General features: G+C 66.3%; 26 protein-coding genes. 18 read left to right on the top strand and 8 right to left on the bottom strand.

Features of this window, described 5'->3' with window-relative positions; genetic code table 11:
- Positions 1–26: 26 nt before the first annotated feature.
- Positions 27–1,769, bottom strand: coding sequence for a class I poly(R)-hydroxyalkanoic acid synthase (gene phaC, locus ACLV8F_RS10885; RefSeq protein WP_411884237.1), 1,743 nt, complete (start codon positions 1,767–1,769; stop codon positions 27–29).
- Positions 1,770–1,875: 106 nt separating this feature from the next.
- Between phaC and ACLV8F_RS10880 the strand changes: the two genes are divergently transcribed.
- The gene (locus ACLV8F_RS10880) at positions 1,876–2,166 is read left to right on the top strand and encodes a hypothetical protein (protein WP_411884236.1); all 291 of its coding nucleotides are present in this window, start codon (positions 1,876–1,878) and stop codon (positions 2,164–2,166) included.
- 7 nt (positions 2,167–2,173) lie between these two features.
- On the opposite strand, the gene ACLV8F_RS10875 is transcribed toward ACLV8F_RS10880, so the two are convergent.
- Positions 2,174–3,076, bottom strand: a complete 903-nt coding sequence (locus tag ACLV8F_RS10875) for a LysR substrate-binding domain-containing protein (protein WP_411884264.1) — start codon at positions 3,074–3,076, stop codon at positions 2,174–2,176.
- A gap of 128 nt (positions 3,077–3,204) precedes the next feature.
- Between ACLV8F_RS10875 and ACLV8F_RS10870 the strand changes: the two genes are divergently transcribed.
- The 5 genes from ACLV8F_RS10870 to ACLV8F_RS10850 are packed head-to-tail and all read left to right on the top strand — an operon-like array spanning position 3,205 to position 7,094.
- The gene (locus ACLV8F_RS10870; protein WP_411884235.1) at positions 3,205–4,080 is read left to right on the top strand and encodes an amidohydrolase family protein; all 876 of its coding nucleotides are present in this window, start codon (positions 3,205–3,207) and stop codon (positions 4,078–4,080) included.
- Complete coding sequence (locus ACLV8F_RS10865) at positions 4,077–4,910, top strand: SDR family NAD(P)-dependent oxidoreductase (RefSeq protein WP_411884234.1); 834 nt, start codon at positions 4,077–4,079, stop codon at positions 4,908–4,910. The genes ACLV8F_RS10870 and ACLV8F_RS10865 overlap by 4 nt, the downstream gene beginning before the upstream one ends.
- Positions 4,911–4,952: 42 nt before the next feature.
- Entirely contained in the window at positions 4,953–5,936 is a 984-nt protein-coding gene (locus ACLV8F_RS10860; RefSeq protein WP_411884233.1) for a Bug family tripartite tricarboxylate transporter substrate binding protein, read from the top strand.
- 14 nt (positions 5,937–5,950) lie between these two features.
- A complete protein-coding gene (locus ACLV8F_RS10855) occupies positions 5,951–6,472 on the top strand; it encodes a carboxymuconolactone decarboxylase family protein (RefSeq protein WP_411884232.1) in 522 nt (173 codons plus the stop codon).
- Between the two features lies 1 nt (position 6,473).
- Complete coding sequence (locus ACLV8F_RS10850) at positions 6,474–7,094, top strand: hypothetical protein (protein WP_411884231.1); 621 nt, start codon at positions 6,474–6,476, stop codon at positions 7,092–7,094.
- 5 nt (positions 7,095–7,099) lie between these two features.
- Here the strand turns inward: ACLV8F_RS10850 and pgeF are convergent, their stop codons facing one another.
- A complete protein-coding gene (gene pgeF / locus ACLV8F_RS10845) occupies positions 7,100–7,879 on the bottom strand; it encodes a peptidoglycan editing factor PgeF (protein WP_411884230.1) in 780 nt (259 codons plus the stop codon).
- Between the two features lie 7 nt (positions 7,880–7,886).
- Complete coding sequence (gene maiA, locus ACLV8F_RS10840; RefSeq protein ID WP_411884229.1) at positions 7,887–8,525, bottom strand: maleylacetoacetate isomerase; 639 nt, start codon at positions 8,523–8,525, stop codon at positions 7,887–7,889.
- Positions 8,526–8,647: 122 nt separating this feature from the next.
- Between maiA and ACLV8F_RS10835 the strand changes: the two genes are divergently transcribed.
- Positions 8,648–9,682, top strand: a complete 1,035-nt coding sequence (locus ACLV8F_RS10835; protein WP_411884228.1) for an NADP-dependent oxidoreductase — start codon at positions 8,648–8,650, stop codon at positions 9,680–9,682.
- A gap of 3 nt (positions 9,683–9,685) precedes the next feature.
- On the opposite strand, the gene ACLV8F_RS10830 is transcribed toward ACLV8F_RS10835, so the two are convergent.
- Both ACLV8F_RS10830 and ACLV8F_RS10825 read right to left on the bottom strand, forming a co-directional pair.
- Complete coding sequence (locus tag ACLV8F_RS10830; protein WP_411884227.1) at positions 9,686–10,174, bottom strand: DUF1566 domain-containing protein; 489 nt, start codon at positions 10,172–10,174, stop codon at positions 9,686–9,688.
- 271 nt (positions 10,175–10,445) lie between these two features.
- Positions 10,446–11,399 carry a LysR substrate-binding domain-containing protein gene (locus ACLV8F_RS10825; protein WP_411884226.1) on the bottom strand — a complete coding sequence of 318 codons (954 nt, stop codon included), beginning with the start codon at positions 11,397–11,399 and terminating at the stop codon, positions 10,446–10,448.
- Positions 11,400–11,532: 133 nt separating this feature from the next.
- On the opposite strand from ACLV8F_RS10825, the gene ACLV8F_RS10820 reads away from it, so the two are divergent.
- Together ACLV8F_RS10820 and ACLV8F_RS10815 are read left to right on the top strand one after the other, a co-directional pair.
- A complete protein-coding gene (locus tag ACLV8F_RS10820; protein ID WP_411884225.1) occupies positions 11,533–12,735 on the top strand; it encodes an MFS transporter in 1,203 nt (400 codons plus the stop codon).
- Between the two features lie 7 nt (positions 12,736–12,742).
- Entirely contained in the window at positions 12,743–14,014 is a 1,272-nt protein-coding gene (locus ACLV8F_RS10815) for an SGNH/GDSL hydrolase family protein (RefSeq protein ID WP_411884224.1), read from the top strand.
- Here the strand turns inward: ACLV8F_RS10815 and ACLV8F_RS10810 are convergent.
- Positions 14,011–14,733 (bottom strand): GntR family transcriptional regulator, encoded by a 723-nt coding sequence (locus ACLV8F_RS10810; protein ID WP_411884223.1) that lies wholly within the window; start codon positions 14,731–14,733, stop codon positions 14,011–14,013. The genes ACLV8F_RS10815 and ACLV8F_RS10810 overlap by 4 nt on opposite strands.
- Before the next feature lie 90 nt (positions 14,734–14,823).
- Between ACLV8F_RS10810 and ACLV8F_RS10805 the strand changes: the two genes are divergently transcribed.
- Genes ACLV8F_RS10805 through ACLV8F_RS10790 form a run of 4 tightly spaced genes read left to right on the top strand, consistent with a single transcriptional unit; the run spans position 14,824 to position 18,390 of the window.
- Positions 14,824–16,239, top strand: coding sequence for a Rieske 2Fe-2S domain-containing protein (locus ACLV8F_RS10805; RefSeq protein ID WP_411884222.1), 1,416 nt, complete (start codon positions 14,824–14,826; stop codon positions 16,237–16,239).
- Positions 16,182–17,717 (top strand): glutamine synthetase family protein, encoded by a 1,536-nt coding sequence (locus ACLV8F_RS10800; RefSeq protein ID WP_411884221.1) that lies wholly within the window; start codon positions 16,182–16,184, stop codon positions 17,715–17,717. Before ACLV8F_RS10805 ends, ACLV8F_RS10800 begins: the two co-directional genes overlap by 58 nt.
- 18 nt (positions 17,718–17,735) lie before the next feature.
- A complete protein-coding gene (locus tag ACLV8F_RS10795; protein WP_411884220.1) occupies positions 17,736–18,059 on the top strand; it encodes a 2Fe-2S iron-sulfur cluster-binding protein in 324 nt (107 codons plus the stop codon).
- 28 nt (positions 18,060–18,087) lie between these two features.
- Complete coding sequence (locus ACLV8F_RS10790) at positions 18,088–18,390, top strand: antibiotic biosynthesis monooxygenase family protein (protein WP_411884219.1); 303 nt, start codon at positions 18,088–18,090, stop codon at positions 18,388–18,390.
- A 72-nt stretch (positions 18,391–18,462) separates the two neighbouring features.
- On the opposite strand, the gene ACLV8F_RS10785 is transcribed toward ACLV8F_RS10790, so the two are convergent.
- The gene (locus ACLV8F_RS10785; RefSeq protein ID WP_411884218.1) at positions 18,463–18,906 is read right to left on the bottom strand and encodes a MarR family winged helix-turn-helix transcriptional regulator; all 444 of its coding nucleotides are present in this window, start codon (positions 18,904–18,906) and stop codon (positions 18,463–18,465) included.
- A 139-nt stretch (positions 18,907–19,045) separates the two neighbouring features.
- On the opposite strand from ACLV8F_RS10785, the gene ACLV8F_RS10780 reads away from it, so the two are divergent.
- The 5 genes from ACLV8F_RS10780 (at position 19,046) to ACLV8F_RS10760 (ending at position 24,653) form a co-directional block, all read left to right on the top strand.
- Positions 19,046–20,245 carry a 3-hydroxybenzoate 6-monooxygenase gene (locus ACLV8F_RS10780; RefSeq protein ID WP_411884217.1) on the top strand — a complete coding sequence of 400 codons (1,200 nt, stop codon included), beginning with the start codon at positions 19,046–19,048 and terminating at the stop codon, positions 20,243–20,245.
- 25 nt (positions 20,246–20,270) lie between these two features.
- A complete protein-coding gene (locus ACLV8F_RS10775; RefSeq protein WP_411884216.1) occupies positions 20,271–21,251 on the top strand; it encodes a Bug family tripartite tricarboxylate transporter substrate binding protein in 981 nt (326 codons plus the stop codon).
- Between the two features lie 218 nt (positions 21,252–21,469).
- Positions 21,470–22,840 carry an FAD-dependent oxidoreductase gene (locus tag ACLV8F_RS10770; protein WP_411884215.1) on the top strand — a complete coding sequence of 457 codons (1,371 nt, stop codon included), beginning with the start codon at positions 21,470–21,472 and terminating at the stop codon, positions 22,838–22,840.
- 26 nt (positions 22,841–22,866) lie between these two features.
- Positions 22,867–23,961, top strand: coding sequence for a gentisate 1,2-dioxygenase (gtdA, locus tag ACLV8F_RS10765; RefSeq protein ID WP_411884214.1), 1,095 nt, complete (start codon positions 22,867–22,869; stop codon positions 23,959–23,961).
- Complete coding sequence (locus ACLV8F_RS10760) at positions 23,958–24,653, top strand: fumarylacetoacetate hydrolase family protein (RefSeq protein WP_411884213.1); 696 nt, start codon at positions 23,958–23,960, stop codon at positions 24,651–24,653. Before gtdA ends, ACLV8F_RS10760 begins: the two co-directional genes overlap by 4 nt.
- Positions 24,654–24,840: the final 187 nt, after the last annotated feature.

Below are 24,840 nucleotides of genomic sequence, written 5' to 3'. Positions count from 1 at the left end.
TTGAATAAAAGCTTGGCTTGGACGGTTCAGGACCTGGCCTTGACGTAGCGGCCCGGCGCGGGCTCGATGACCGGGTGTTTGCGGCTGCCGTAGGCCTTGGGGGCGGCGACCTGCTTGCCGGCGTGGCCCTTGAGCCAGTCCGACCAGTCCGTCCACCAGCTGCCGGGGTGCTCGGCCGCGCCCTTGAGCCATTCGGCCTGCGTGGCGGGGAATTTGCCCTGGGGCAGCTTGTCGCGCGTCCAGTAGCTGCGTTTTTTCTTGGCCGGCGGGTTGATCACGCCGGCGATGTGGCCCGAGGCCCCCATCACAAAACGCTTGGGGCCCGGCAGGTGCTGGGTGGAGGCGTAGGCGCCGCCAATCGGCACGATGTGGTCTTCGCGCGAGCCGTAGATATAGACCGGGATGTCGACTTTGCTGAGGTCGACCTTCTGCCCGCAGACCACGGCCTTGCCGGGCTTGATCAGGTTGTTTTCGAAATAGGTGTTGCGCAGGTACCAGGCGTAAAAAGGCCCGGGCAGGTTGGTGGAGTCGCTGTTCCAGTAGAGCAGGTCAAAGGGCGGCGGCGTTTCGCCCTTGAGGTAGTTGCCCACCACGTAGTTCCAGACCAGGTCGTTGGGCCGCAAAAAGCTGAAGGTGGAGGCCAGGTCCTGGCCTTTGAGCAGACCGCCCTGCCCCATCTCGGCCTCGCGGTACTTGACCGAGGTTTCGTCGATGAAGATGTCCAGGATGCCGGTGTCGGTGAAGTCGAGGAAGGAGGTCAGCAAGGTGGCGCTGGCCACCGGCTTTTTGCCGCGCGCGGCCAGCACCGACAGCGCCGTGCCCAGGATGGTGCCGCCCACGCAAAAGCCCAGGGCGTTCAGCGTTTTGGCGCCGGTGATTTCCTGCACCACCTCGATGGCCTTGATGGCGGCGTGCTCGATGTAGTCGTCCCAGGTCTTGCCGGCCATGGACTCGTCGGGGTTGCGCCAGCTGACCACAAAAGTGCGGTGGCCCTGGCTGACCGCGTAGCGGATCAGCGAGTTCTCGGGCTGCAAGTCGAGGATGTAGAACTTGTTGATGCAGGGCGGGATCAGCAGGAAGGGCTTTTCATAGACCTTGGGCGTGAGCGGCTTGTATTCAAGCAGCTGGAAAAATTCGTTTTCAAACACCACCGCGCCTTCGGTGGTGGCGACGTTCTTGCCGACCTCGAACACGCTTTCGTCCGTCATGGACACATGGCCCTGCTTGAGGTCGTGCAGCAAATTGGTCAGGCCCTGGGCAATGCTTTCGCCCTGGCTCTGGATGGCTTTTTGCTGGGCTTCGGCATTGAGCGCCAGGAAGTTGCTGGGCGCGGTGGCCGCCATCCATTGCTCGACGGCAAAGCGCACGCGCGCGCGCGTCTTGGCATCGGCCTGCACGGCGTCGGCCAGTTCCATCAGGGTTCGGGCGTTCAGCAGGTAGGTGGAAGCAGAGAATTTGGAGACCGGGTTGGCCTTCCAGGCGTCGTTGGCAAACCGGCGATCGGAAGCCACGAGGGTATCGGCGCCTTCCTGCAGTCCCTGGTTCCACAGGGCTGAAGCGTCCGCGATGTAGCGCTGCTGCAATTCCTTCAGCTTGGCCGGGTCGAACTGCAGCAGGGGCTGGCCCTGCGCACCGTTCGCACCGTTGGCAGGCCCAAAACCCGGCGGCATGCCGCCGCCTGCCATCGCGCCCAGGGCCTGTTGCAGGCCCGCGGCAAAGGTCTCTTGCATCTGACGGGCCGCCTGGGCCCGGTTTGCGTCAGAATTCATCTGTCTCCCCGATCATGTTGAGTCTCGGTGACTCTTTTGAGCACACCATCAGTATCGTAGGATTTGCTTTCAAAATTCCCGACCGCACGCAGAGTTTCAAGTATTTATGTATTTGGTTGTCATCGCCTGGATTTACGTCGTGCTCATGATGAGCGTGGCCGAAGCTACGAACAGCAACGGCACGCTCCTGGGTGCACTGTTTACCTTTGTACTCTATGGACTGGCGCCGGTGGCATTGGTGGTTTACCTGATGGGCGCGCCCGCGCGCAGCAAAGCCCTCAAGAAACGCGCCGCGCAGGAACTTGTGCAGCAAACTGCAGATGCGGACGCCAACGCAGCCCACGAAAAAACCGAAGAAGCGCACAAGCCCGCCGTGCAAGAGCCACCCAAGGGCTGACAGTTTCTCAGGGCTGGCGCGGTTTGGCCGCCTCACCGTAATGCTGCAGACACAACTGCCGCGTCAGCTGCACTAAAAAGCGGCTCACGCGTGTGGCCGGCCTGGCCTTGGGCACGGCGATGCATAAACGGTTGCGGATTTGCGGCGCATGGATGGCCGCCATGAAGGGCGGCGTAGCGTCCGTCCATTCATGCACCGCGCTGGCCGGCAGCACCGTGGCCGCCACGCCGCGCGCCACCAGCGACAGCACCGTCTTGATCGACTCGACCTCGGCCACCACCTGGAGGCGGTAGCCCCGGGGTTTGACCTCGCTTTCCAGCAACTGCCGCAGCGAATTGGGTTTGCTGGGCAGCACCAGCGGCCGCGCCGCGACGTCGGCCAGGCGTATGCGCGCGGGCAAAGGCGTCGATGCCATCAGCACCAGCGATTCACGCGCCACCGTTTCGATGTCCAGCAGCGGCGAGGCCGGCGGGTCGAACAGCACGGCCACGTCCAGCCGGCCCGCCACCAGGCCTTCGCGCAGGCGGATGCTCAAGCCCTCTTCCACGCTGATGGCCGCATCCGGAAACTCAGCCCGGAAGCGCTCCACCAGGTCAGCCGTCATGGCGTGCGCGACGCGGGGCGGCAAGCCCAAGGTGATGCGTCCGCTCGGGATCAATTGCCGCTCGCGCATGTCGGCGCGGGCGCGTTCGGCCAGCTCAAAAATGCCGCGCGCGTGCGCCAGCAGGGCCAGGCCCGCGGCGGTGGGCTCGGCGCCGCGGCCGGTGCGGGTCAGCAGGCGGTGGCCCGTTTCCTGTTCCAGCGTGGCGATCTGCTGGCTCAGCGCGGGCTGCGACATTACCAGCGCGGCGGCGGCTTTGCTGAAACTGCCGGCTTCGGCCACGGCGACAAAATATTCAAGACGGCGCAGGTCGATGGCGGCTTCCCCAAAAAATGCGGTTCAGCCCATTCTAGGAGTTATTGCTATTTCCGATAACTGATATCCAGAATAAGACACGCCAAACAGGGCGACGGGGCACCAGAATACGGGGCAGCACCATGAACACAGAACCCGTCCTCACTTACCTGCCGGAGCCTTCGCAGCCGGCCTTCCGCCCGCCGCCCGGCGCTTGCGACAGCCACGTCCACGTCTTCGGGCCGGCCGCGCGCTTCCCGTTCGCGGCCACGCGCAACTTCACACCGGCCGATGCGACAGCACGCACGCTGTTCAGCCTGCACCGCAAGCTCGGCATTTCGCGCTGCGTGATCGTGCAGTCGGCCGTCCACGGCTTTGACAACTCGGCGGTGGAAGACGCGATATCGGCCGGCCGGGGGAATTACCTCGGCGTGGCGCTGGCGCCGCACGACGTGCCCGATGCGGAACTACGGCGCCTGATGGCCGCCGGTTTTCGCGGCGTGCGCTTTAACTTCATGAAACACCTGGGCCAGGGCGCTACGGTGCAGCAGGCCGTTGCCCTCACCCATCGCCTGGCGCCTTTGGGCATGCATTTGCAGGTGCACTTCGACAGCAGCCTGATCCACGACCTGGCCCCGCTGCTCAAGACCTCGGCCGTGCCGGTGGTGATAGACCACATGGCCCGCGTCGATGCGCGCCTGGGGCCCGACCATGCGGATTTCCGTGCGCTCTGCACGCTCATGGAAGACCCGCTGTTCTACGTCAAGGTCAGCGGCGCGGACCGTATCGATTCCAGCCCGCCCCATACCTATGCCCACGGCGTGGCGCTGGCGCGCCGCCTGGTCGAGTCCTTCCCCGAGCGCTGCCTCTGGGGCACCGACTGGCCGCACCCCAACCACACGCACGTGCCGGACGACGGCGCGCTGGTGGACTTGCTGCCCGCCATCGCCCCCACGCCCGAACTGCAGGACAAGCTGCTGGTGCGGAACCCGCAGCGCCTTTACCAATTCCCCGCATGAACGCCACCGCTTTGAATACCCACCCACCCGTCGCCGGCCGCCTTGCCGGCAAGGTGGCCTTTATCACCGGCGCCGGCTCCGTTGGCCCGGGCTGGGGCAACGGCCGCGCGATTGCCGTGCGCTTTGCCCAGGAAGGCGCGCGCGTCTTCGCGGTGGACCGCGACACCGAGCGCATGCAGGAAACCGTGCGCCTGGTCGAGGAAGCCGGCGGCGAAATCGCCACCGCGCAGTGCGACGTGACGCAATCGGCCTCCATCGCCGAGGTGGTCGCTGCCTGCATCGCCCGCTTCGGCCGCATCGACGTGCTCGTCAACAACGTGGGCGGCTCGGCCGCCGGCGGGCCGGTGGAGATGGCCGAGGAAACCTGGGATGCCCAGCTGGACCACAACCTCAAGAGCGTGTTCCTGGCCTGCAAGCACGTGCTGCCGCTGATGGAAAAGCAGGCGGCAGGCGCCATCGTCAACATCGCCTCGACCTCGGGCCTGCGCTGGACGGGCTCGGCCCAAGTGGCCTATGCCTCCACCAAGGCCGGCGTGATCCAGTTCTCGCGCGTGGTGGCCGTGCAATACGCCAAGGCCGGCATACGCGTGAACACCGTCGTGCCCGGCCAGCTCTACACGCCCATGGTCGACGTGCGCCTGGCAAAGCAGCGCACGGGCGGCGACGTGACGGCCTTGCTGCAGCAGCGCCAGTCGCGCATCCCGCTGCCCTTTATGGGTGACGGCCGCGACACGGCGAATGCCGCGCTGTTCCTGGCGTCCGACGAAGCCCGTTTCATCACCGGCACCGAGATCGTGGTGGACGGCGGCATGTCGGTGCGCTGCGATTAAGAAGTTCAAACATTGAGATTCACGGAGACAAAGGAAAACACCATGACAAGCAAAAACATCCCCCGCAGGGCCGCCCTGCTACTGACGGCCGCCGCGCTGGCCCTGGGCTTTGCGGCGCCGTCCACCTACGCGCAAGCCAAAATCACCCGCCTCGTGGTCGCATTCCCGCCCGGCGGGCCGGTCGACTTTGTGGCCCGCACCATCGGTGAACAACTGGGCAAGGAGCTGGGCTCGCAGGTGATCATCGAAAACCGGGCCGGCGCCAACGGCGCGATCGCGGCCGAGTACGTGGCGCGCGCCACGCCGGACGGCAGCACGCTGTGGCTGACCAGCGTGGGCGCGGTGGCCATCAACCCGCCGCTCTATGAAAAGCTGCCTTACGACCCGGTGCGCGACCTGGCACCGGTCTCGCTGGTGGCCAACAACGTGGAGCTGCTGGTGGTGGGCGCCAACAACCCGGCCAACACCGGCGCCGAGTTCATCGCCAACGCCAGGCTGCGCAAGGACGGCGCGACCATGGCCTCGTCGGGCACCGGCAGCGTGCCGCACCTGGCCATGGAGCTGCTGGCCGATTCCACCAAGGCGCCGCTGGTGCACGTGCCCTACAAGGGCGCGGCGCCGGCCATCACCGACGTCATCGCCGGCCATGTGGACGGCTTTTTCGGCGACATCCCCGGCCTGGTCGGTTTCATCAAGGCCGGCAAGCTCAAGCCCATAGGCATCGCGTCGAACCGGCGCCACCCGCTGTTGCCCGAGGTGAAAACCTTCCAGGAAATGGGCATGGCCGGCGTGGATTCCGACAACTGGTATGCGCTGTTCGCCGGCAAGGCGACGCCGGCCGCCGACATCGCGCGACTCAACGAGGCCGTCAAGCGCACGCTGGCCAACGAGGGCGTGCGCAGCAAGCTGCTGGCGTCCGGCGCCGAGCCGGCGGCTTCCAGCCCCGCGGAGCTGGCCCTGCTGCTGAAAAATGACACGGCCAAGTGGGGCAAGGTCATTCGCGCCAAGAAGATCAAACCCGAATAAAGGCCGACGCCAACATGCGCATCACTCCCGTCACCCCCGGCAGCCGGCCGGAACTGGCCGCCATCGAGGCCGGCATCACGGCCGAACGCGGCCGCGTCTCACCGCTCTACCAGGTGCTGCTCAACAGCCCGCCGCTGGCGCAAGGCTGGGAACAGTTGCTGACCGCCGTGCGCAACCGCAGCTCTGTGCCCGCGCTGCTGCGTGAAATGGTCATCCTCCGGGTCGCGGTGCTGAACCGCGCGCCCTATGAATTTGACGCGCACGTGCCGCACGCGCTGGCCGCCGGCATGCCCCCGGAAAAAATCGAGGCGCTGCGCGACCCGCAAGCGGGCACGCAAGCCACCATGTTTTCGGAGCTGGAGCGCCACGTCATCGCGCTGACCGACGCTATGACGCGCGACATCGACGTGCCCGACAGCGTCTTCGATCCGCTCAAGCCCTTCTTCAACGAACAGCAACGCGTGGACCTGGTGGCCACCGTGGCTTCCTACAACATGGTGTCGCGCTTCCTGGTGGCGCTCAAGATCGGGCATTGAGGTGAGCGACGCAAGCCACCCCACCGATGCCTTGCTGGTGCAGGCCCGCGCCACTTCGCGCCACACCGTCGATTTTGCGGACCTGCTGGAACGCCTGCGCTGCGCCGCGAAAGCCACGGCCTTGCCGGCCCATGCGGCCTTCAACAAGGAACAGGGGATTTTTTACGCCTATGTGTTCCTGGATGCGCGCAGCGAGCTCGACAAAGCGCTCACCACCACGCTGGAATCCGACCTGCAGTTACGCTGGCCCGCGCTGACGGAACTGCGGATCTCCCGGCTGGAACGTGTGTTCGACACGGCCGGCGCCTCCGCCGGTGCAACGCCTGTATTTCATTACGTCGTGGAAATGGACCCCGAGGCGGGCTGGATGCCCCAGCTGGCCGACTGGTATGACACCGAGCACATGCCGGGCCTGGCCAAGGTCAGCGGCTGCATACGCGCCAGCCGTTTCCTGAACCATGACCACGGCCCGCTGTCGCTGGCCTGCTACGACCTGGTGAGTGAAGAAACGCTGGGCTCGCCGCCCTGGCTGGCCGTGCGCGGCACCGAATGGAGCAGCCGCATGCGGCCGCGCTTTACGAATACCCTGCGCACCATGTTTGAGGTCTTGCCGGGCCGCTGATAGCTTCAGTCGCGCCAGATGCACGCGGCCATGCGGCCGGTGGTGCCAAAGCCGTTGCCGGTGGGGCCGGCGTCGCGCCTGTGCGAGAAAAATTTCGAGGGATTGCGCACGGTGCACCAGTCATCGCTGCCGTCATTGCCGTACACCGCTGTAATGCCCAAGGCCTTGAGGTGCAACCGCGCCAGGCCTGGCAGGTCGGCCAGGTATTTATCCGCGCCGGTGGGCGTGAACAAACTGGCTGCCTCTGGCTGAACGGCTTCGAATGCCGCCTTGACTTCAGGGCCGACCTCAAAAGCTGAAGGCCCTATGCAAGGCCCCAGCCAGGCGAGGACGCGGGCATCAGTGTTCATCGCTGCATGCACAGACTCCAGAACGCCCTTCCCGTCTTTGCCGCCTGCCAGCCCGCGCCAGCCCGCATGCGCAGCGGCGACCATCGCGCCGTCTTCGGTGGCGAGCAGAACAGGAAGGCAGTCGGCAACCATGATGGTGCAGGCCACGCCGGTTTCCTTGGTCACACAGGCATCGGCTTGCAGGCCGTCTTCCGTGGCAGCATCCAGCGCGAGCACTTCATTGCCATGCACCTGCTGCAGGAAGACAGCGCGCTTGCCCAAGGCCTGGCGCAGCACAGCGCGGTTGGCCGCGACCTTGGCCGGCAGGTCGCCGACATGGTCGCCCAGGTTCAGGCTGTCATAAGGCGCGACCGAGAGGCCGCCGGCCCGGGTGGTGAAGACCGCGCGCACGCCGGCGGGCGCCGGCCAGTCGGGAATCAACCAATCCGCATGCACAGGGAGCTCAGGCTTCGTTGTCGGGGCAGGCCGAAGGCTGGGCTTTCTGGAAAGCCGGCAGCTTCATGCAGGCGTCATAGGCGGCCATGGTGCGCGGCAGGCCGTCAAAGCTCACGTTGAAGCGCTTGGCATTGAAGATCTGCGGCACCAGGCAGCAGTCGGCCAGCGTGGGCGTCTCGCCGTAGCAATAGGTCGACGGGGGCAGTTGGGCCAGCTGGCGCTCAAAGGCTTCCAGCCCTTCGCGGCACCAGTGCACATACCAGGCGTTCTTGGCGGCTTCGTCGAGCTTGAGTTCTTTCACCAGGTATTTGAGGACACGCAGGTTGTTGATGGGGTGGATTTCGCAGGCAATGGACTGGGCCAGGGCGCGCACCTTGGCGCGGCCCAGGGCGTCGGCCGGCAGCAGGGCCGGTGTGGGGTGTTTTTCGTCCAGGTATTCGATGATGGCCATGGACTGCGAGAGCTTTTCGCCGTCAACTTCGAGCAGCGGCACCAGGGTGTCGGCGGCCAGGGCGGCGTAAGGCGGTTGTTTGTGTTCGCCTTTGGCGATGTGCACGGGAAGGTAGTCGTAGCTGAGGCCCTTGAGTTCCATCGCGATGCGTACACGGAACGAGGAGGAGGAGCGGAAATAGTTGTGGAGTTTCATCTGCAAAGCATAAACCGAAACCGTGACGGCCCGCTGGCCGAATCGCCTGCGCGACTGACGCCGGGCCATGCCGCCGCTACCATGGCCCGGGCACCCTTTCAACAGATCCAGCGGAGACAACCATGAGCGCCATCACCAGCCTGAGCAACCACCAGATTCGCCTGGCCAGCCGCCCCGTCGGCCTGCCCACACGCGACAACTGGAACTTCACCACCGAGCCCGTCGCCGAACCCGGCCCAGGCGGCGTTCTCGTCAAGACTTTGTACCTGTCGCTGGACCCGGCCATGCGCGGGTGGATGAACGATGCCAAGAGCTACATCCCGCCGGTGGAAATCGGCGCCGTGATGCGCGCCGGCGGCGTGGGCAAGGTGATTGCCTCACAGAACCCGGCCTTTGCGGTGGGCGACTATGTGAACGCCGCGCTCGATGTGCAGGAGTACTGCCTGATCGCGGCCGACCAGGTCAAGCGCAGCGGCATGTTCAAGATAGACCCGCGCCTGGGCCTGACCTCCTGGCTCAACGTGCTGGGCCTGCCCGGCATGACGGGCTATTTCGGCCTGCTGGAAGTCGGCCTGCCCAAGCCGGGCGAAACCGTGGTGGTCTCCGGCGCGGCCGGCGCGGTGGGCCAGACGGTGGGGCAGATCGCCAAACTCAAGGGCTGCCGCGTGGTCGGCATCGCCGGCGGCAAGGCCAAGTGCGACTGGGTGGTGAACGAGCTGGGTTTTGACGCCTGCATCGACTACAAGAACGGCGACGTGCGCGCCGGCCTGAAGGAGCACTGCCCCAAGGGCATAGACATCTATTTCGACAACGTGGGCGGCGAAATCCTGGACATGGTGCTGGCGCGACTGGCGCGCGGCGCCCGCATCATCATCTGCGGCGCGATCAGCCAGTACAACAACACCACGCCCGTGAAAGGCCCGGCGAATTACCTGTCGCTGCTGGTGAACCGCGCCCGCATGGAAGGCATCGTGGTGTTCGACTATGCCGACCGCTACCACCTCGGTGTGGCCGAGATGGCGGGCTACCTGAAGGCCGGCACCATGAAGAGCAAGGAAGACATCGTCGTGGGCCTGGACACCTTCCCGGAAACGCTGCTCAAGCTTTTCAACGGCGAGAACTTCGGCAAGCTGGTGCTGCAGGTCGCGAAAGAATAGTTCTTACCTGCCGCCGCGCACCAGCCGCACTGCGGCCGAAGTGGCGCGCGGGGCCTCACCGGCGCTGCCGTCGCTGAACCCCACAAACGTGAAGTAACCGGGGCCGGTGCTGCTGGATGTCCAGAAGCGGGCGACCGGTGTGGCGGGAAAGGCGTTGGGTTCTATTGCCGCCTTGCCCTCTTCGGCTTCGCGCACCGAAACAATGCTGGAGAGTTCCTTGAGGATGGGCAGGCGCCATTCAGCGGCCGGCGTGGAAGCCGCCTTGGCACGCGCGGCCGCATCGGGCTGGGTGAAAAACGTCGCTTGCCCGGTGCAGGTTTTCCCCTTGAAGACCATGCCCTCGGCGCAGCGCCGCCAGACCAGGCCGGTGCGGCTGTCGGTGACTTCCTGGCCGTCGGCGGAGGGCGTGAAACGTTCCTGCGCGAAGCCGGCGCTGCATAGCGACAGCAGTAAAAGGCAAAAACCCAGGGTGTGAACGGGAACGCGATGCATAGGACTCCTCCATGGCCGGAACGGCTCTGACAGCCTTGTGGCTTGTCACGGATGCTAGGCAAGTCAGGCGCGCGCAGCTATAGGGAAGCTATGTAGTGGCTAGTACCTAGAGCGGCTCCCAAACCAGCGAAGCTGGTCCTGTACGGTTTTACCCCCTCGCCCTCTGGGAGAGGGCGGGGGTGAGGGCCGCGGCCTGTGCATGAAACCGGGGCCTATTTACCGCCGCCGGCCCTCACCCCAACCCTCTCCCAGAGGGCGAGGGAGTAAGACGTCAAGGCTGGTGTAGCTGGTAATCCAGCCCCAAGCCACCGGAATCCAGCACCTCCTGCGTGACCTGCTCCACCAGGAAATCCAGCAGCACGCGCACACGCGCCGGCAGGCGGCCGCCGCGGCCGACGAACACCGCGTGGATGGGCTCACGCTCGCCGGGGTTGAGTTCTTCGGCCACGGGCACCAGCCGGCCCGCCTCAATGTCGCGGCCGACGTGGAACATCGACATGCGGGCCAGGCCGGCGCCGGCCAGCAGCAGGTGGCGCAGCGCTTCACCGTCGCTGGCGCGCACATAGCCCGCGATGGGCAATTGCTGGATCTGCCCGTCCACGCGCACCGGCCAGTAATGCATGTTGCGCTTGAAGGTGTGGGCCAGGCGCTGGTGCGCCTCCAGCTCCTGCAGCGTATGCGGCATGCCGTGGCGCGCCAGGTAGTCCGGGCTGCCGACGATGACCTGCGCCGTGTCGCCCAGCTTGCGCGCCACCAGCTGAGACGAGGCCAGCGCGCCCCAGCGTATCGCCACGTCGGTGCGCTCGTCCAGCAGGTCGACGACGCGGTCGGTCAGGGTGATGTCCAGCGAGATGTCCGGATAGCGCTCGTGGAAGGCCGGCACCAGCGGCAAGAGCAGGCGGTGCGCGGTCGGCATGCTGGAATTGATGCTGACGCGCCCGCGCGGCATGGCGCCGGCGGCCGCGCCGCGCTCGGCTTCGTCCATGTCGGCCAGCACGCGCGTGCTTTGCTCGTAAAACGTCGTGCCTTCGGGCGTGAGCTGCAGCTTGCGGGTAGTGCGATTGACCAGCCGCGTGCCGAGCCGCGCCTCCAGCCGGGTGACCAGCTTGCTGACGGCCGAGGGCGTCATGCACAGCTGGCGGGCGGCGGCCGAAAAGCCGCCTTTTTCCACGACCTGGACAAAAGCCTCCATTTCGCCGGAGCGGTTGACGTCGTTGCGGGGCATGATGCGGGTATTTTGAGGTGGATCGAACTCGATTTATTGTGAATTCAATTCACAGATCATTGTCTCCAGGCCATTCTAGTCAAAGTACCGATTCGTTTCCATACTACCGGCATCCTCTTTTTAAGGCGATTCCATGGCCGCGCAAAAATCACTCCTCTCACTTCCTTTAGGCCTGCTGGCCCTCACCGTCGGCTCCTTCGGCATAGGCACGACGGAGTTCGTCATCATGGGCCTGCTGATGCAGGTCTCCGCCGATCTCGGCGTCACCATCGCCTCGGCCGGGCTGCTGATTTCCGGCTACGCCCTGGGCGTGGCGGTGGGGGCGCCGGTGCTGACGCTGGCCACACGCAAGCTGCCGCGCAAGACCGTGCTGCTGGCGCTGATGGCCATCTTCACGCTGGGCAACCTGGCCTGCGCGATGGCGCCCGACTACGGCAGCCTGATGGCCGCGCGCGTCATCACCTCGCTGGCGCACGGCACCTTCTTCGGCGTGGGCTCCATCGTCGCCACCGGCCTGGTGGCGCCCGAACGCAAGGCATCCGCCATTGCCATCATGTTCAGCGGCCTGTCGCTCGCCACCCTGCTCGGTGTGCCGGCCGGCGCCTGGCTGGGCCTGCACTACGGCTGGCGCTCCACCTTCTGGGTGGTGGCGCTGATCGGGCTGCTGGCCTTCCTGGTGCTGGCGGTTTTTGTGCCGCGCAGCGCGGCCGAAAACGGCAACGGCTCCATCCGCCAGGAACTCGCCGGACTCGCGCGCCCGCAAGTCATGCTGGGCCTGTTGATGACGGTGTTCGGTTTTGCCGGCGTGTTCGCCATCTTCACCTACATCCAGCCCATCCTGACCCAGCTCACCGGCTTCAGCGAAGCCGCCGTGTCGCCCATCCTGCTGGTGTTCGGCGGCGGCATCTTCATCGGCAACCTGCTGGGCGGCCGCCTGGCCGACAAGGGCCTGCGCATGTCCCTGCTGCTTACCCTGGGGGCGATGGCGCTGGTGCTGGGCGCGATGGGGTTTGTGCTGCACTCGCCCGTGACCACGGTGCTCTTCGTCGGGCTGCTGGGTGTCACGTCTTTCGCCACGGTGGCGCCGCTGCAGATGCGCGTGCTCCAGCAAGCGCACGGTGCGGGCCAGAACCTGGCGGCCAGCCTCAACATAGGCGCCTTCAACGTGGGCAATGCGCTGGGCGCCTGGCTGGGCGGCCTGGTGGTCAGCAGTTCCTTCGGCCTGGGGGGCTTGAGCTGGCTGGCCGCGCTGATCACCGTCACCGGCATCGCCGTCGCGCTCTACAGCCTCTCGCGCGACAAACCTGAACTGCCGGCCAACGCCGCCACCTGCTGAGGCTCACATGAATACCTTCCTGAAACTCCGCGTGTTTGGGTGCGCCTTCGCCATCACGCTGCTGTGCGCCGGTTTTGTGCCGCAAGCGCAAGCGGTCGATACCGGCACCTGGGTTCCGGCGTGGACGGCCAGCCCGCAGCCCATCTGGGCCGGCGACTTTGTGTTGCCGCTGGGCCTTCCGGCCAGCCTGCGCGACCAGACGGTGCGCCAGGTCGTGCGCGCCGGCATGGGCGGCTCGCGCGTGCGCATCGTGCTGTCCAACGAATACGGCACACAGCCCTTGCAGATAGGCGCGGCGCACATCGCGGCTGCGGGCGCCGACGGGGGCGGCAGCACCGGCCCCAGCCTGGCCCTGACCTTTGGCGGCCAGGCCACGGCCACCATCCCGGCGGGCGCGCCCCTGATCAGCGACCCGGTCGTGATGGACGTCGCGCCGCTGCAGCGCCTGGCCGTCAGCCTTTACTTTCCGCAAACGACGCCCGTCACAACCATCCACTGGGACGGCCTGCAAGCCGCGCAGATCGCGGCAGGCAATGTCACCGGCGCGGCCACCGTGAAAGCCGACAGCGTGGTGAACAGCCGCCTCTTTCTGAGCGCCGTGCTGGTGGAAGCCGCGCCCGGCACGCGCAGCGTGGTGGCCTTTGGCGACTCCATCACCGACGGCGCGGCCTCGACGCCGGGCACCGACCAGCGCTGGCCCGACTTCCTGGCGCGCCGCCTGGCCGGCCAGAAGGTGGCCGTGCTCAATGCCGGTATCTCGGGCGGGCGGGTGCTCAAAAACCACATGGGGCCCAATGCGCTGGCGCGCTTCGACCGTGACGTGCTGGGCCAGCCCGGCGTGGCCGGCGTGGTGCTGCTGATGGGCATCAACGACATCAGCTGGCCCGGCAGCACCTTTGAGCCGAATGAGCCGGCGACGCAGGCCGAGACCCTGATTGCCGGCTACCGCCAGCTGATCACTCGCGCCCGCAGCCGCGGCGTGCGCACGGTGGGCGCGACGCTGACGCCTTTCGAGGGCGCGCTGACCATGCCGGGATCGCCCATCGCCAACTACTACAGCCCCGCGAAAGACGCCCTGCGCCAGCGCATCAATGCGTGGATACGCGGCAGCGGTGAATTTGATGCGGTGCTGGATTTCGACGCGGTGGTGCGCGACCCGCAGAACCCGCTGCGCATACTTCCCGCGTATGACTCGGGCGACCACCTGCACCTGGGTGATGCCGGCAACAAGGCTGTCGCCGACGCGGTGGACGTCAAACTGCTGCTGGGCGAGCGCTAACCGCCCACGACCAAGCGCAGCCCCGGCATCACGCTTTCGGTTTCGGCGCGCCGCTCCAGCGCCATGCGCATGTTCATTTGCGCGACTTCGGTGTGCTCGACAGCCAGGGATTGGGCGCGCGCGCCCTCGCCGGCCTTGAGCGCCGCGAACAGCATGTGGTGCTGGCGGTGCGCGTAGTGCATCCAGTCGCGGTCCTGCTCCAGCGTCGATTGCATGGGCAGCATGGCCGAGGCTGAGGCAAACGGCAGCTTGTCGTTGAGCTGGATCGCGCGCTGCAAGGCGCGGTTGCCGCTGGCCTCCAGGATCAGCGCGTGGAAGCGGTCGTTCATGGCGGCATACGCCGCGTAGTTTTCATAGCCCAGCGGGTTGGCCGCCAGCGCGCGGTCGCCTTCGTCCAGGCAGGACTGCAAATCGAGTTGCAGCTGGCGCGACACGCCGTGCTCGGCCACCAGCCGCGCCGCCATGCCTTCGAGGTGGCCGCGCACCGCGATCGCGTCAGACACTTCGCGCGGCGTGAACTGGCGCACCAAATATTTGCCAGTGTCGTTGGCCTCGACCAAACCCTCCTGCTCCAGCGTGACCAGCGCGGCCCGCACCGGCGTGCGCGAGGCGCCCAGTTTTTCGGCCAACTGCTGCTCGGCCAGGCGCTGGCCGGGCTCGAACTCGCCGCGCAGGATCAGGTCGCGCAGCTGCATCAACACCGTTTCTTGCAAGTTCATGGCAGCGAATGTACACTGAATTTTAATTTCGGGATACCGTTTTACGGTTTGTCTCCAGAATCGCCCTCACAGCCACCTCACAAGGCCGCCATGAACGCTGAACAAAACGAGTTGTTGACCCGCATCACGCCGGGCACGCCCTGCGGCAAGTTGCTGCGACAGTACTGGCAGCCCGCTGCGTTGGTCGATGAATTCAACCCGGCGCTTGACCCGCGCATGGAGCTTCGCCCGGTCAAGGCGCTGAAGCTGTTCGGCCAGGACCTCGTGCTGTTCAAGGACGCCTCGGGCGCCTGGGGCCTGCTGGACCGCGACTGCGCGCACCGCGGCGCAGACCTGTCCTTCGGCCGCCGCGAGAGCGCGGCCCAGGGCGGCGGCCTGCGCTGCCCCTTCCACGGCTGGAAGTTCGCCACCGACGGCCGCTGCCTCGAAACCCCGGCCGAGCCCACGGGCAGCAAGCTGTGCGAGCGCATACGCCAGCGCAGCTACCCGGTCGTCGAAAAAGCCGGTGTGCTGTTTGCCTGGCTCGGCGACGAGGGCAGCACGCCGCCGCCCTTCCCGGCCTTTGACTGCTTCACCGCGCCGGCCACACACAGCTTTGCCTTCAAGGGCCTGTGGAACGCCAACTGGCTGCAGGCCTTCGAGGTGGGCATTGACCCGGCGCACCCGTCCTTCCTGCACCGCTTTTTGCAGGACGACCCGCTGGACGACATCGGCGAGAACCCCGCCGGCAAGCAGTTCCGCAGCGCCAGCGCCGGCAGCAAGGACGGCGAGCAGTGGCCGATGACGCGCATCATGCGCGAGTTCGCCCAGCCCGACATCAGCTTCGAGAACAAGCCCTGGGGCATGCAGCTGACCGCCCTGCGCGCCATGACCGACAAGCTGACCCACGTGCGCGTGACCAACGCGATCTTCCCTGCGACCTTTGTGATCCCGCTGTCGGAGACCATGACCATCACGCAGATGCATGTGCCGGTGGACGACACCCACACCTACTGGTACACCTTCTTCACCAGCTTTGCCGGCCCGCTGGACCGCGAAAGCATGCGCGCGCAGCGCCAGCAGTTCATCGCGCTGCCCGACTACATCCCCAAGTCCGGCCGCCACAACGGCTGGGGCTTCAATGCCGAAGAGCAGATGAGCAGCACCTACCTCGGCATGGGCGAGGAAGACATCAACGTGCACGACCAGTGGGCCGTGGAAAGCATGGGCGCGATCCAGGACCGCACGCGCGAGCACCTGGGCACCTCGGACAAGGTCATCATGGCGAACCGGCGCGTGCTGCTCAAGGCGATCGAGACCGTGCAAAACGGCGGCGTGGCACCCGGCATTGCCGACCCCGCGCAGGCCGCGATGATCACCGGCCCGGACACGGTGGACGGCATCGCACCGGCTGGCGAATGGGCCCAGTGGTGGCAGCACACCGCGCGCGCCAAGCGTGAAGCCGCACCGTGGCTGGACGCAAAGGCCAGCTCGCCAGCGCCAGCCGACACCGCCACGCAATCATGAGCTTCGCGGCGCAATGCGGCGTGCACGACGCCGCGAGGCAGGCCGCGCAGGCCGAAGCCATCCGCCGCATCGAAGCCGGCGGCCTGGAACTGGTGCGCTTTGCCTGGTGCGACCTGCACGGCATGCTGCGCGGCAAGACGCTGGTGGCGGCCGCGGCGGCGCAGGCCCTGGCCGACGGCGTGGGCATGGTCAGCACCCTGCTGCTTAAAGACACGGCCGACCGCACCGCGTACAAGGTGTTCGAGGCCGGCGGTGCGGCCGGCTTGCCGGGTTTTGAATTCGGCGGCAACGTGATGCTGCTGGCCGACCCGGCCAGCTTCAAGGAATTGCCCTGGGCCGAAACAACCGGCTGGCTGCAGTGCCAGCCCTGGTTTCCCGACGGCAGCCCGGTCGAACTCGACACACGCCGCGTGCTGCAAAACGCGCTGGCCAAACTGGCCGAAGCCGGCTACGGCATGAAATGCGGGCTGGAGATCGAGTTCCATATTTACCGGATCACCGGGGATGGACTGAATCCGCAGCTGGATCCCGAACTGGCCGCCTGGCCCGGCCTGCCGCCCGAAGTGCGCATGATCCACCCCGGCTACCACCTGCTGTCCGAGCAATGGGTGGACATGGCCGAGGAGCCGCTGCGCATCGTGCAACGTACGGCACAGGCGCTGGGGCTGCCGCTGCTGTCGCTGGAAATCGAACTGGGCCCCAGCCAGGTCGAGGCGGTGTTCGAGGCCACCGATGCGCTGGCCGCCGCCGACAACATGGTGCTGTTTCGCAGTGCGGTGAAACAAGCCCTGCGGCGCGCCGGCTACCACGCGACCTTTATGTGCCGGCCGCCCTTCCCCAACATCATGTCCAGCGGCTGGCATTTGCACCAGTCGCTGGTGGACCTGAACACCGGCGCCAACCTGTTCAGGCGGGACAGCCCCGCGGCCGGCAGCACACCGGCGGACGCGCAGTACACGCTCTCGGAAACCGGCGAACATTACCTGGCCGGGCTGCTCGCTCATGCGCGCGGCATGACGGCTTTCTGCACGCCCACCATCAATGGCTTCGGGCGTTTCCGGCCCAACGCGCTGGCGCCGCAATCGATTCTGTGGGGCCGCGACAACCGCGGCGCCATGCTGCGTGTGGTCGGCCAGTGCAAGGACAACAGCACGCGCATTGAAAACCGCCTGGGTGAGCCCGCCGCCAACCCTTACCTCTACCTGGCCTCGCAAATCCACGCCGGGCTGGACGGCATGGAACGCCGCCTCAGGGCCCCGCCGGCCACCGACGCGCCCTATGGCGGCGGCGCCGACAACATCCCCACCAGCCTGGGCGAGGCGCTGGAGGCGCTCCAGGCCGACGCCGCGCTGACGGCCGCCTTCGGCGATACTTTCGTCAGCTACCTCACGCGAATCAAGCAGGCCGAAATCACCCGCCACGCCGACGCCGAGGACAAGGACGACTGGCAAAGGCGCGAATACTTCAGCCGCATCTGACGGCACACCCCCTACTTCATGATCACCCTTCATTTCATCGCGGCCGACGGCCGCGCCACCGAGGCCCAGGGCAAACCCGGCAAAAGCCTGATGGAAGCCGCCGTGGCGGCCGGCGTGGACGGCATCGCCGCCGACTGCGGCGGGCTGCTGACCTGCGCCACCTGCCACGTGCACGTGCAGGAGCCCTACGCCTCCAGCCTGCCGCCGCCCGACGGCGAGGAGCTGGGCATGCTGGAATTCACCGCCGCGCCGCGCAGCGCCACCAGCCGCCTGAGCTGCCAGATCCGGCTCACACCCGCGCTGGACGGATTGACGGTAGAGTTGCCAGCTACCCAATACTGAGACATCAAACCAAAAGGAGCTTTTTCTCATGATTCTCGAACTCGCCGACATCCGCATCCACCCGGGCCAGCAGGCTGCTTTTGACGAAGCCATCCAGCGCGGCATCCGCGAAGTGATTTCCAAGGCCAAGGGCTTCCAGGGCTTCACGGTCAACAAGGGCATTGAGAGCCCTGAGCGCTACATCCTGCAGATTTTCTGGGGCACGCTGGAAAACCACACCGTCGATTTCCGCGAGTCGGCCGCTTTTGCCGACTGGCGCGCCATCGTCGGGCCGTTCTTCGCCGGCCCGCCCACGGTCGAGCATTTCAACCTGCTGGCCAAATCGGACTGAGGTTTCGCGAATCAAACAAAAACGGGGCTGAAAAGCCCCGTTTTTTATTGGCGTGCCACCTTGGGCGCTGCCCTAGCGGCCGTCGTTCTCGTGGCCGGTGACCAGCTTGGCCAGCAACTGGTTCAGTTGCACACGCTCGTCCTCGTCCAGCGGCGCCAGGATGCGCTGCTGGGTCCGGCTGACGGCGCGTTTCATCTGCAGCGCGAGTTTTTCGCCCTCGGGCGTGGTCCACAGCAGCTTGCGGCGCTTGTCGGACGGGTCGGCTTCGCGCTTGACCCAGCCTTTGGCTTCCAGCCGGCCTATCACCGAGCCGAAGGTGGCCGGGTCGAAGGCGACGCGGCCCGACAGCGTGATCTGGTCTTCGCCGGGGTCGTCCATGAGGGCGTTCAGGATAGCGAACTGCACCGGCGTGGCGTCAAAACCAGCCGTTTCCTCCATGAAGATCGCCACCGCAAGCTGCTGCGCGCGGCGAATCAGGTGTCCGGGGGCTTCGCTGAAATTAAAAGTTTTTGCCATGTGCGCAGTTTAACGGCCAGCTTTGCAATTCAGGGTATCTACTAGGGACGGAAATAATAAGTATACTTATCATTAGCGCATAAAACCCGGTTTTATCCTCTGCTCCCCCGGTTCAAACCCCACATCCATCCTCTCATATATGGCACAAACATCCCCACTCCCACTCCTCATCTCGGGCGGCGGCATTGGCGGGCTGGCCGCGGCCATGGTGCTCGCGCAAGACGGCCACCGCGTGACCCTGTTCGAGCAGGCCGCGACCTTCGGCGAAATCGGCGCCGGCATCCAGCTCGGCCCGAACATCTTCCGCATGTTCGACTACCTGGGCCTGACCGAAGCCATCAACCGCGTAGCCTTCTTCCCGCCCGGCCTGGGCATGAACGACGTGCGCACCGGCGAAAAAGTCGTGCGCGTGCCGCTGGGCGATGTCGCCCGCGCGACTTACGGCTTTCCTTATGGCGTGATTTACCGCGCCGACCTGCACCAGGTCTTCCTGGACGCCTGCCGCGCGCAGCCCAACGTCACCCTGCGCACCAGCGCCAAGGTGGAATCGTTCGACCAGAGCGCCGACGGCGTGACGGTGAAGCTTGAAGGCGGCGAAGTCGTTGAAGGCAGCGCGCTGATAGGCGCCGACGGCATGTGGAGCCGCATCCGCGAGGCCGTGGTCGGTGACGGCAAGCCCCGCGTGTCCGGCCACATCGCCTACCGCGCGGTGCTCAAGCGCGAGGACGTGCCGGCCCATTTGTGGAGCGACGACGTGACACTCTGGGGCGGCGAAAAAACCCACCTGGTGCACTACCCGCTGCGCCGCGGCGAGCTGTTCAACCTGGTGGCCGTGTTCCACAGCAACAAGTACGACGAAGGATGGAACACTTTCGGCGACACGGCCGAGTTGACCGAGCGTTTTGCCGAGGCCTGCTCGCAGGTCAAGGAGCTGCTTGGCAAGATCGAGACCTGGAAGATGTGGGTGCTGTGCGACCGCGAGCCGGTCAAGAACTGGACCGACAAGCGCGTGACGCTGCTGGGCGACGCGGCCCACCCCATGCTGCAGTACCTGGCCCAGGGCGCCGGCCAGGCCATCGAAGATGCGGTGGTCATGCGCGAAGCGCTGCGCCACACCCGCGGCGACCTGCCCCTGGCCTTCCAGAAATACCAGCAGGCGCGCTACCTGCGCACCGGCCGCGTGCAACTGACCGCGCGTTTTTATGGTGATATTTACCATGCGGCCGGCGTACAGCGCGAGCTGCGCAACCAGATGTTCCAGAGCGGCGCCGAAAGCGCGGGCTTCGCGGGCCTGAAGTGGATGTACGACGGCATCGAGCCTTCCAAACTGTTCCAATGAGGGTTTTATAGCCTCAGGGACTGTGATGAAGCCTCTTTCCACCGTGTCTTTCGCCTTGTTTTCCGCCGTACTCGTCGCTGTGTCTTCTGCCGCCTGCGCGCAGTCCGCCGCAGCGGCCTGGCCGACGAAGCCGGTGCGCATCCTCGTGGGCTTTCCCGGCGGCTCCACCCCCGACATGGCGGCGCGCACGCTGGCTGAACCGTTGAGCCGCGCGCTCGGCCAGCCGGTGATCATCGAGAACAAACCCGGCGCATCGGGCAACATCGCGGCCGACCAGGTCGCCAAGGCCACCGACGACCACACGCTGGGCGTCGTCATCAACGGCAACCTGACCTCCGCCAAGCTGCTCTACCCCAAGCTGCCTTACGACCCGGCGAAAGATTTCACGCCCATCTCGCTGCTGGCCACCGCGCCGCTGGTGCTGGTGGCGCCCGTGGGCGAACCCGGCGGTGCCGACTTCTTCGCGGCCGCGCGCCAGGGCGGCAGCCGCTGGAACTACGGCTCGGTCGGCAACGGCTCGGTCGCCCACCTGGGCATGGAGCTGCTCAAAAGCCGCGTACCCGGCCTGACGCCCGTGCATGTGCCTTTTGCCGGCAATCCGCAGGTGGTCACCGCCATGCTGGGCGGGCAGATCCAGATGGCGCTGATCCCGCCCGGCGTGGCCATGCCGCATGTGCGCGCGGGCAAGCTTAAGGCCATAGGCCTGGCCGGCGGGCGTTCCTCGCTGGTGCCGGAAGTGCCGCCGCTGGCCGATGCCGGCGTCGCCAGCGTGAACCTTGAAGTCTGGACGGCACTGATCGGCCCGGCGAATCTCTCCAAGGCCGCGCAGGCGCGGCTGGCGCAGGAAGTGCCGCGCATCATCCGCGACGCCGACACGCGGCAAAAACTGTTCAACCAGGGCTGGCAGGCCGTGGGCACCTCGCCCGACGGCCTCAAAAGCCGCGTGAAGGAAGAAGCCGCCATCCTCGGCGGCATCATCCAGTCGCGTGGTATCAAACTTGAGTAAATGATGCCCCCACGTTCGCTCACTGCGTGTAGCTCTCTGCCCCCCGAGGGGGCCGCCCGCCTGCGGCCCGGCAAAGCCGGTTCCGCGGCTCATGCTGGGTTGAAGAGTTCAGTGGGCACGACCAGTGGGGGCCGCGGGACTGGCTTTGCCAGACCGCAGGCGCCGCCCCCTCGAGGGGGGAACAGGCTACACGCAGTGAGCCTGGACGGGGGTGTAACTTGATCACCGAAGCCGCGCGCAGCTTGCCTGTTTACGGCGAATTCGACGTCGTCGTGATCGGCGGCGGTCCCGCAGGCCTGGCCGCAAGCGCCAGCGCCGCGCGGCATGGCGCGCGCACCTTGCTGGTGGAGCGCTACGGTTTCCTGGGCGGCATGGGCACGGCCGGCGGTGTCACGAATTTCGCGGGCCTGTACGGCCGCAAGAACGGCCAGATGCGGCAGGTGGTGCGCGGCGTCGCCGACGACCTGCTGCAGCGCATCAACGCCCTGGGCGGCCTCAACGCGCCACAGGACGGCATGCAGGGCCGCATACGCGTGCGTTCTTACGACGTGTCGGCCTACAAATGCGCGGCCGACCAGTTGCTGGTGGCCGCCGACGTGAACATCCTCTTTCACGCCTGGGCCGCGGCCGTGGTGATGGAAGGCGAGCGCATCAGCGCCCTGGTGGTGGAAACCAAATCCGGCCGCCAGGCGGTACGCGCCACGCGTTTCATCGATTGCTCGGGCGACGCCGACGTGGCGAACTTTGCGGGCGTGCCTTTCGAGCTCGGCGACGGCCACGGCAGCGCGCTGTTTCCCTCGACCATGTTCCGCGTCGGCCATGTCGACGCCGAGCGCGCATTGGCCGCCGTGGGCGAGTTCAAGGCCATCAACACCCTGATGGCCGAGAGCCAGGCGCGCAACCCGGGCCGCTACCAGTTCCCGCGCGAAGGCGCAATCCTCAGGCCGCAGAAAAACCCCAGCGAATGGCGCGCCAACGTCACGCAGATCCGCAACGCCCAGGGCACGGCCATGGACGCCACCGATGCGCGCCAGCTCAGCGAAGGCGAACTCGAAGGCCGGCGCCAGATCACCGAATACTTCCGTTTCCTGCGCAGCGAAGTGCCGGGCTTTGCGGGCTCCGCCATCGTGGACATCGCGCCGCAAGTCGGCATCCGCGAAACGCGCCGAATCCAGGGCCTGTATGCGCTGAGCGGCGAAGACATCCTCTCCTCGGCGCGCTTTGACGACGCCATCGGCATCAACGCCTGGCCGATGGAGCTCCATGCCGACGGCCGCATCGACTGGCAATTCCCGCGCAATGTGGACGCCACCCAGGGCCGCGCCTACAACGAGCTGCCCTGGCGCATGCTGGTGCCGCAGGGCATCGCCAACCTGCTGGTGGCCGGGCGCTGCGCCTCGATGACGCACGAAGGCCAGTCGGCCGCGCGCGCCAGCGGCGGCTGTTTTGTGATGGGCCAGGCGGCGGGCACGGCGGCAGCCATGCCAGGCGCGGGCGCCTGTTTTGCCGATACCGACGTGAAGCAGCTGCAGCAGTTGCTCACGCGGGACGGCGTGTATTTCGACAATGACAACGACGGCGATCTTTAAAAAACCCTAGAGACTGGACACCCACCATGGACATGACGCCCCCTCCCACCCACGGCAAGCCCGCGGCGCCCAACGGTGCCGCACGCAAGGCTTTTTACGATGCCATCTCGGCGCACAGCATGACGCCGCTCTGGGAAGTGCTGCACGCGCTGGTGCCGCAGTCGCCCTGCACGCCCTGCAAGCCGGCGCTGTGGAAGTACGCCGACGTGCACCCCTTCCTGATGCAGTCGGGCCAGCTGATCACCGCTGAAGAAGCGGTGCGCCGCGTGCTGATCCTGGAAAACCCCGGCCTGCGCGGGCAGTCCTGCATCACGCAGTCGCTGTATGCGGGCCTGCAGGTCATCATGCCGGGCGAAATCGCGCCCAGCCACCGCCACACACAAAGCGCGCTGCGCTTCGTCGTCGAAGGCCATGGCGCGTTCACCGCCGTCGACGGCGAGCGCACGCAGATGAAACCCGGCGACTTCATCATCACCCCGAGCTGGACCTGGCACGACCACGGCCATGAGGGCCGCGTCGAATCCGACACGCCTGTCGTCTGGCTGGACGGCCTGGACATCCCCATGCTGCGTTTCTTCGACGCGGGCTTTGCCGAGAACGGCGGCGCCAGGCAGCAGGAAGTCACCAAGCCGCTGGGCATCAGCAGCCACCGCTACGGCGCCAACATGATGCCGATGCGCTACGACGCGCCCTTCGGCCAGACCTCGCCCATCTTCAGCTACCCCTACGACCGCACCCGCGAGACCCTGCACCAGCTGGAAACGCATGCCGACATCGATGCCTGGGACGGCGTCAAGTTGCGCTACGTCAACCCGGCCACCGGCGGCTCGCCCATGCCGACCATGGCGACCTTCATGCAGCGCCTGCCGGCCGGCTTTTCCGGCAAGTCCTGGCGCCAGACCGACGGCGCGGTGTTCAGCGTGGTCGAGGGTTCGGGCACCGTTCACATCGAGCGCAACGGCGAAACCGAAGTTTTCGAATTCGGCCCGCGCGACCATTTTGTGATTCCGTCGTGGCACACTGCGCAATTGCGATCGGCGCAAGGTTGTGTGCTGTTCAGTTTTTCAGACCGCCCGGTGCACCAAGCCCTGGGCATACACAGAGAAGAAAGGTTGTCATGAGTTTTGTCATCACCCCACCGGCCACGGTATCCGTTCCCGTCAACGGCACCCAAGAGCGTTTTCCGGTTCACCGCATTTACTGCGTGGGCCGCAACTACGAAGAGCACGCCAAGGAAATGGGCTTCACCGGCCGCGAGCCGCCGTTCTTTTTCCTGAAGCCCGCCGACGCCATCGTCGCTGTGGACAACGGCAGCACGGGCAGCATCCCCTACCCCAGCCTCACCAAAAACCTGCACCATGAGATCGAGCTGGTCGTGGCCATCGGCACCGGCGGCAAGAACATCAAGGCCGCCGACGCGCACAAGCACATCTACGGCTATGCCGTGGGCCTGGACATGACGCGCCGCGACCTGCAGGGCGAGATGAAAAAGCAGGGCCGCCCCTGGTGCATCGGCAAGGCCTATGACCATTCCGCGCCCATCGGCCCCATCACACCCGTGGCCCAGGCCGGCGACGTGAACAATGCCGAGCTGTACGTGCAGGTGAACGGCACGGACCGCCAGCGCAGCAACGTTGCCAAGCTGATCTGGAACGTCGCCGAAACCATCGAGCACCTGTCGGCCGCCTGGGAACTGCAACCCGGCGACCTGATTTACACCGGCACGCCCGAAGGCGTGGCGGCTGTGGTCTCGGGCGACACCATGGTCGGCAGCGTGGCCGGCCTGGGCACGCTGACCGTCAAGGTCGCGTAAGTACAGAAAGCGCATCAAGCTGCGTCCCTGCGCCTGTCACGCAGGCGGGGACGGCAGCGTGAACAAAGACAAACGGCCGCCCTGCGCGGCCGTTTTTTTTGGGCCGGCGGTTTGCGCGATGAACGCGCATCTGTTTTAATCACCGCGCAAATACCCCGGCCTCTTCGGGTAAGCCGCCTGCCCGTAT

Origin of the sequence: Polaromonas sp. YR568, from assembly GCF_943369675.1 — a bacterium.
Classification (GTDB): domain Bacteria; phylum Pseudomonadota; class Gammaproteobacteria; order Burkholderiales; family Burkholderiaceae_C; genus Polaromonas.
This window is presented reverse-complemented; position numbering and strand designations above follow the sequence as displayed.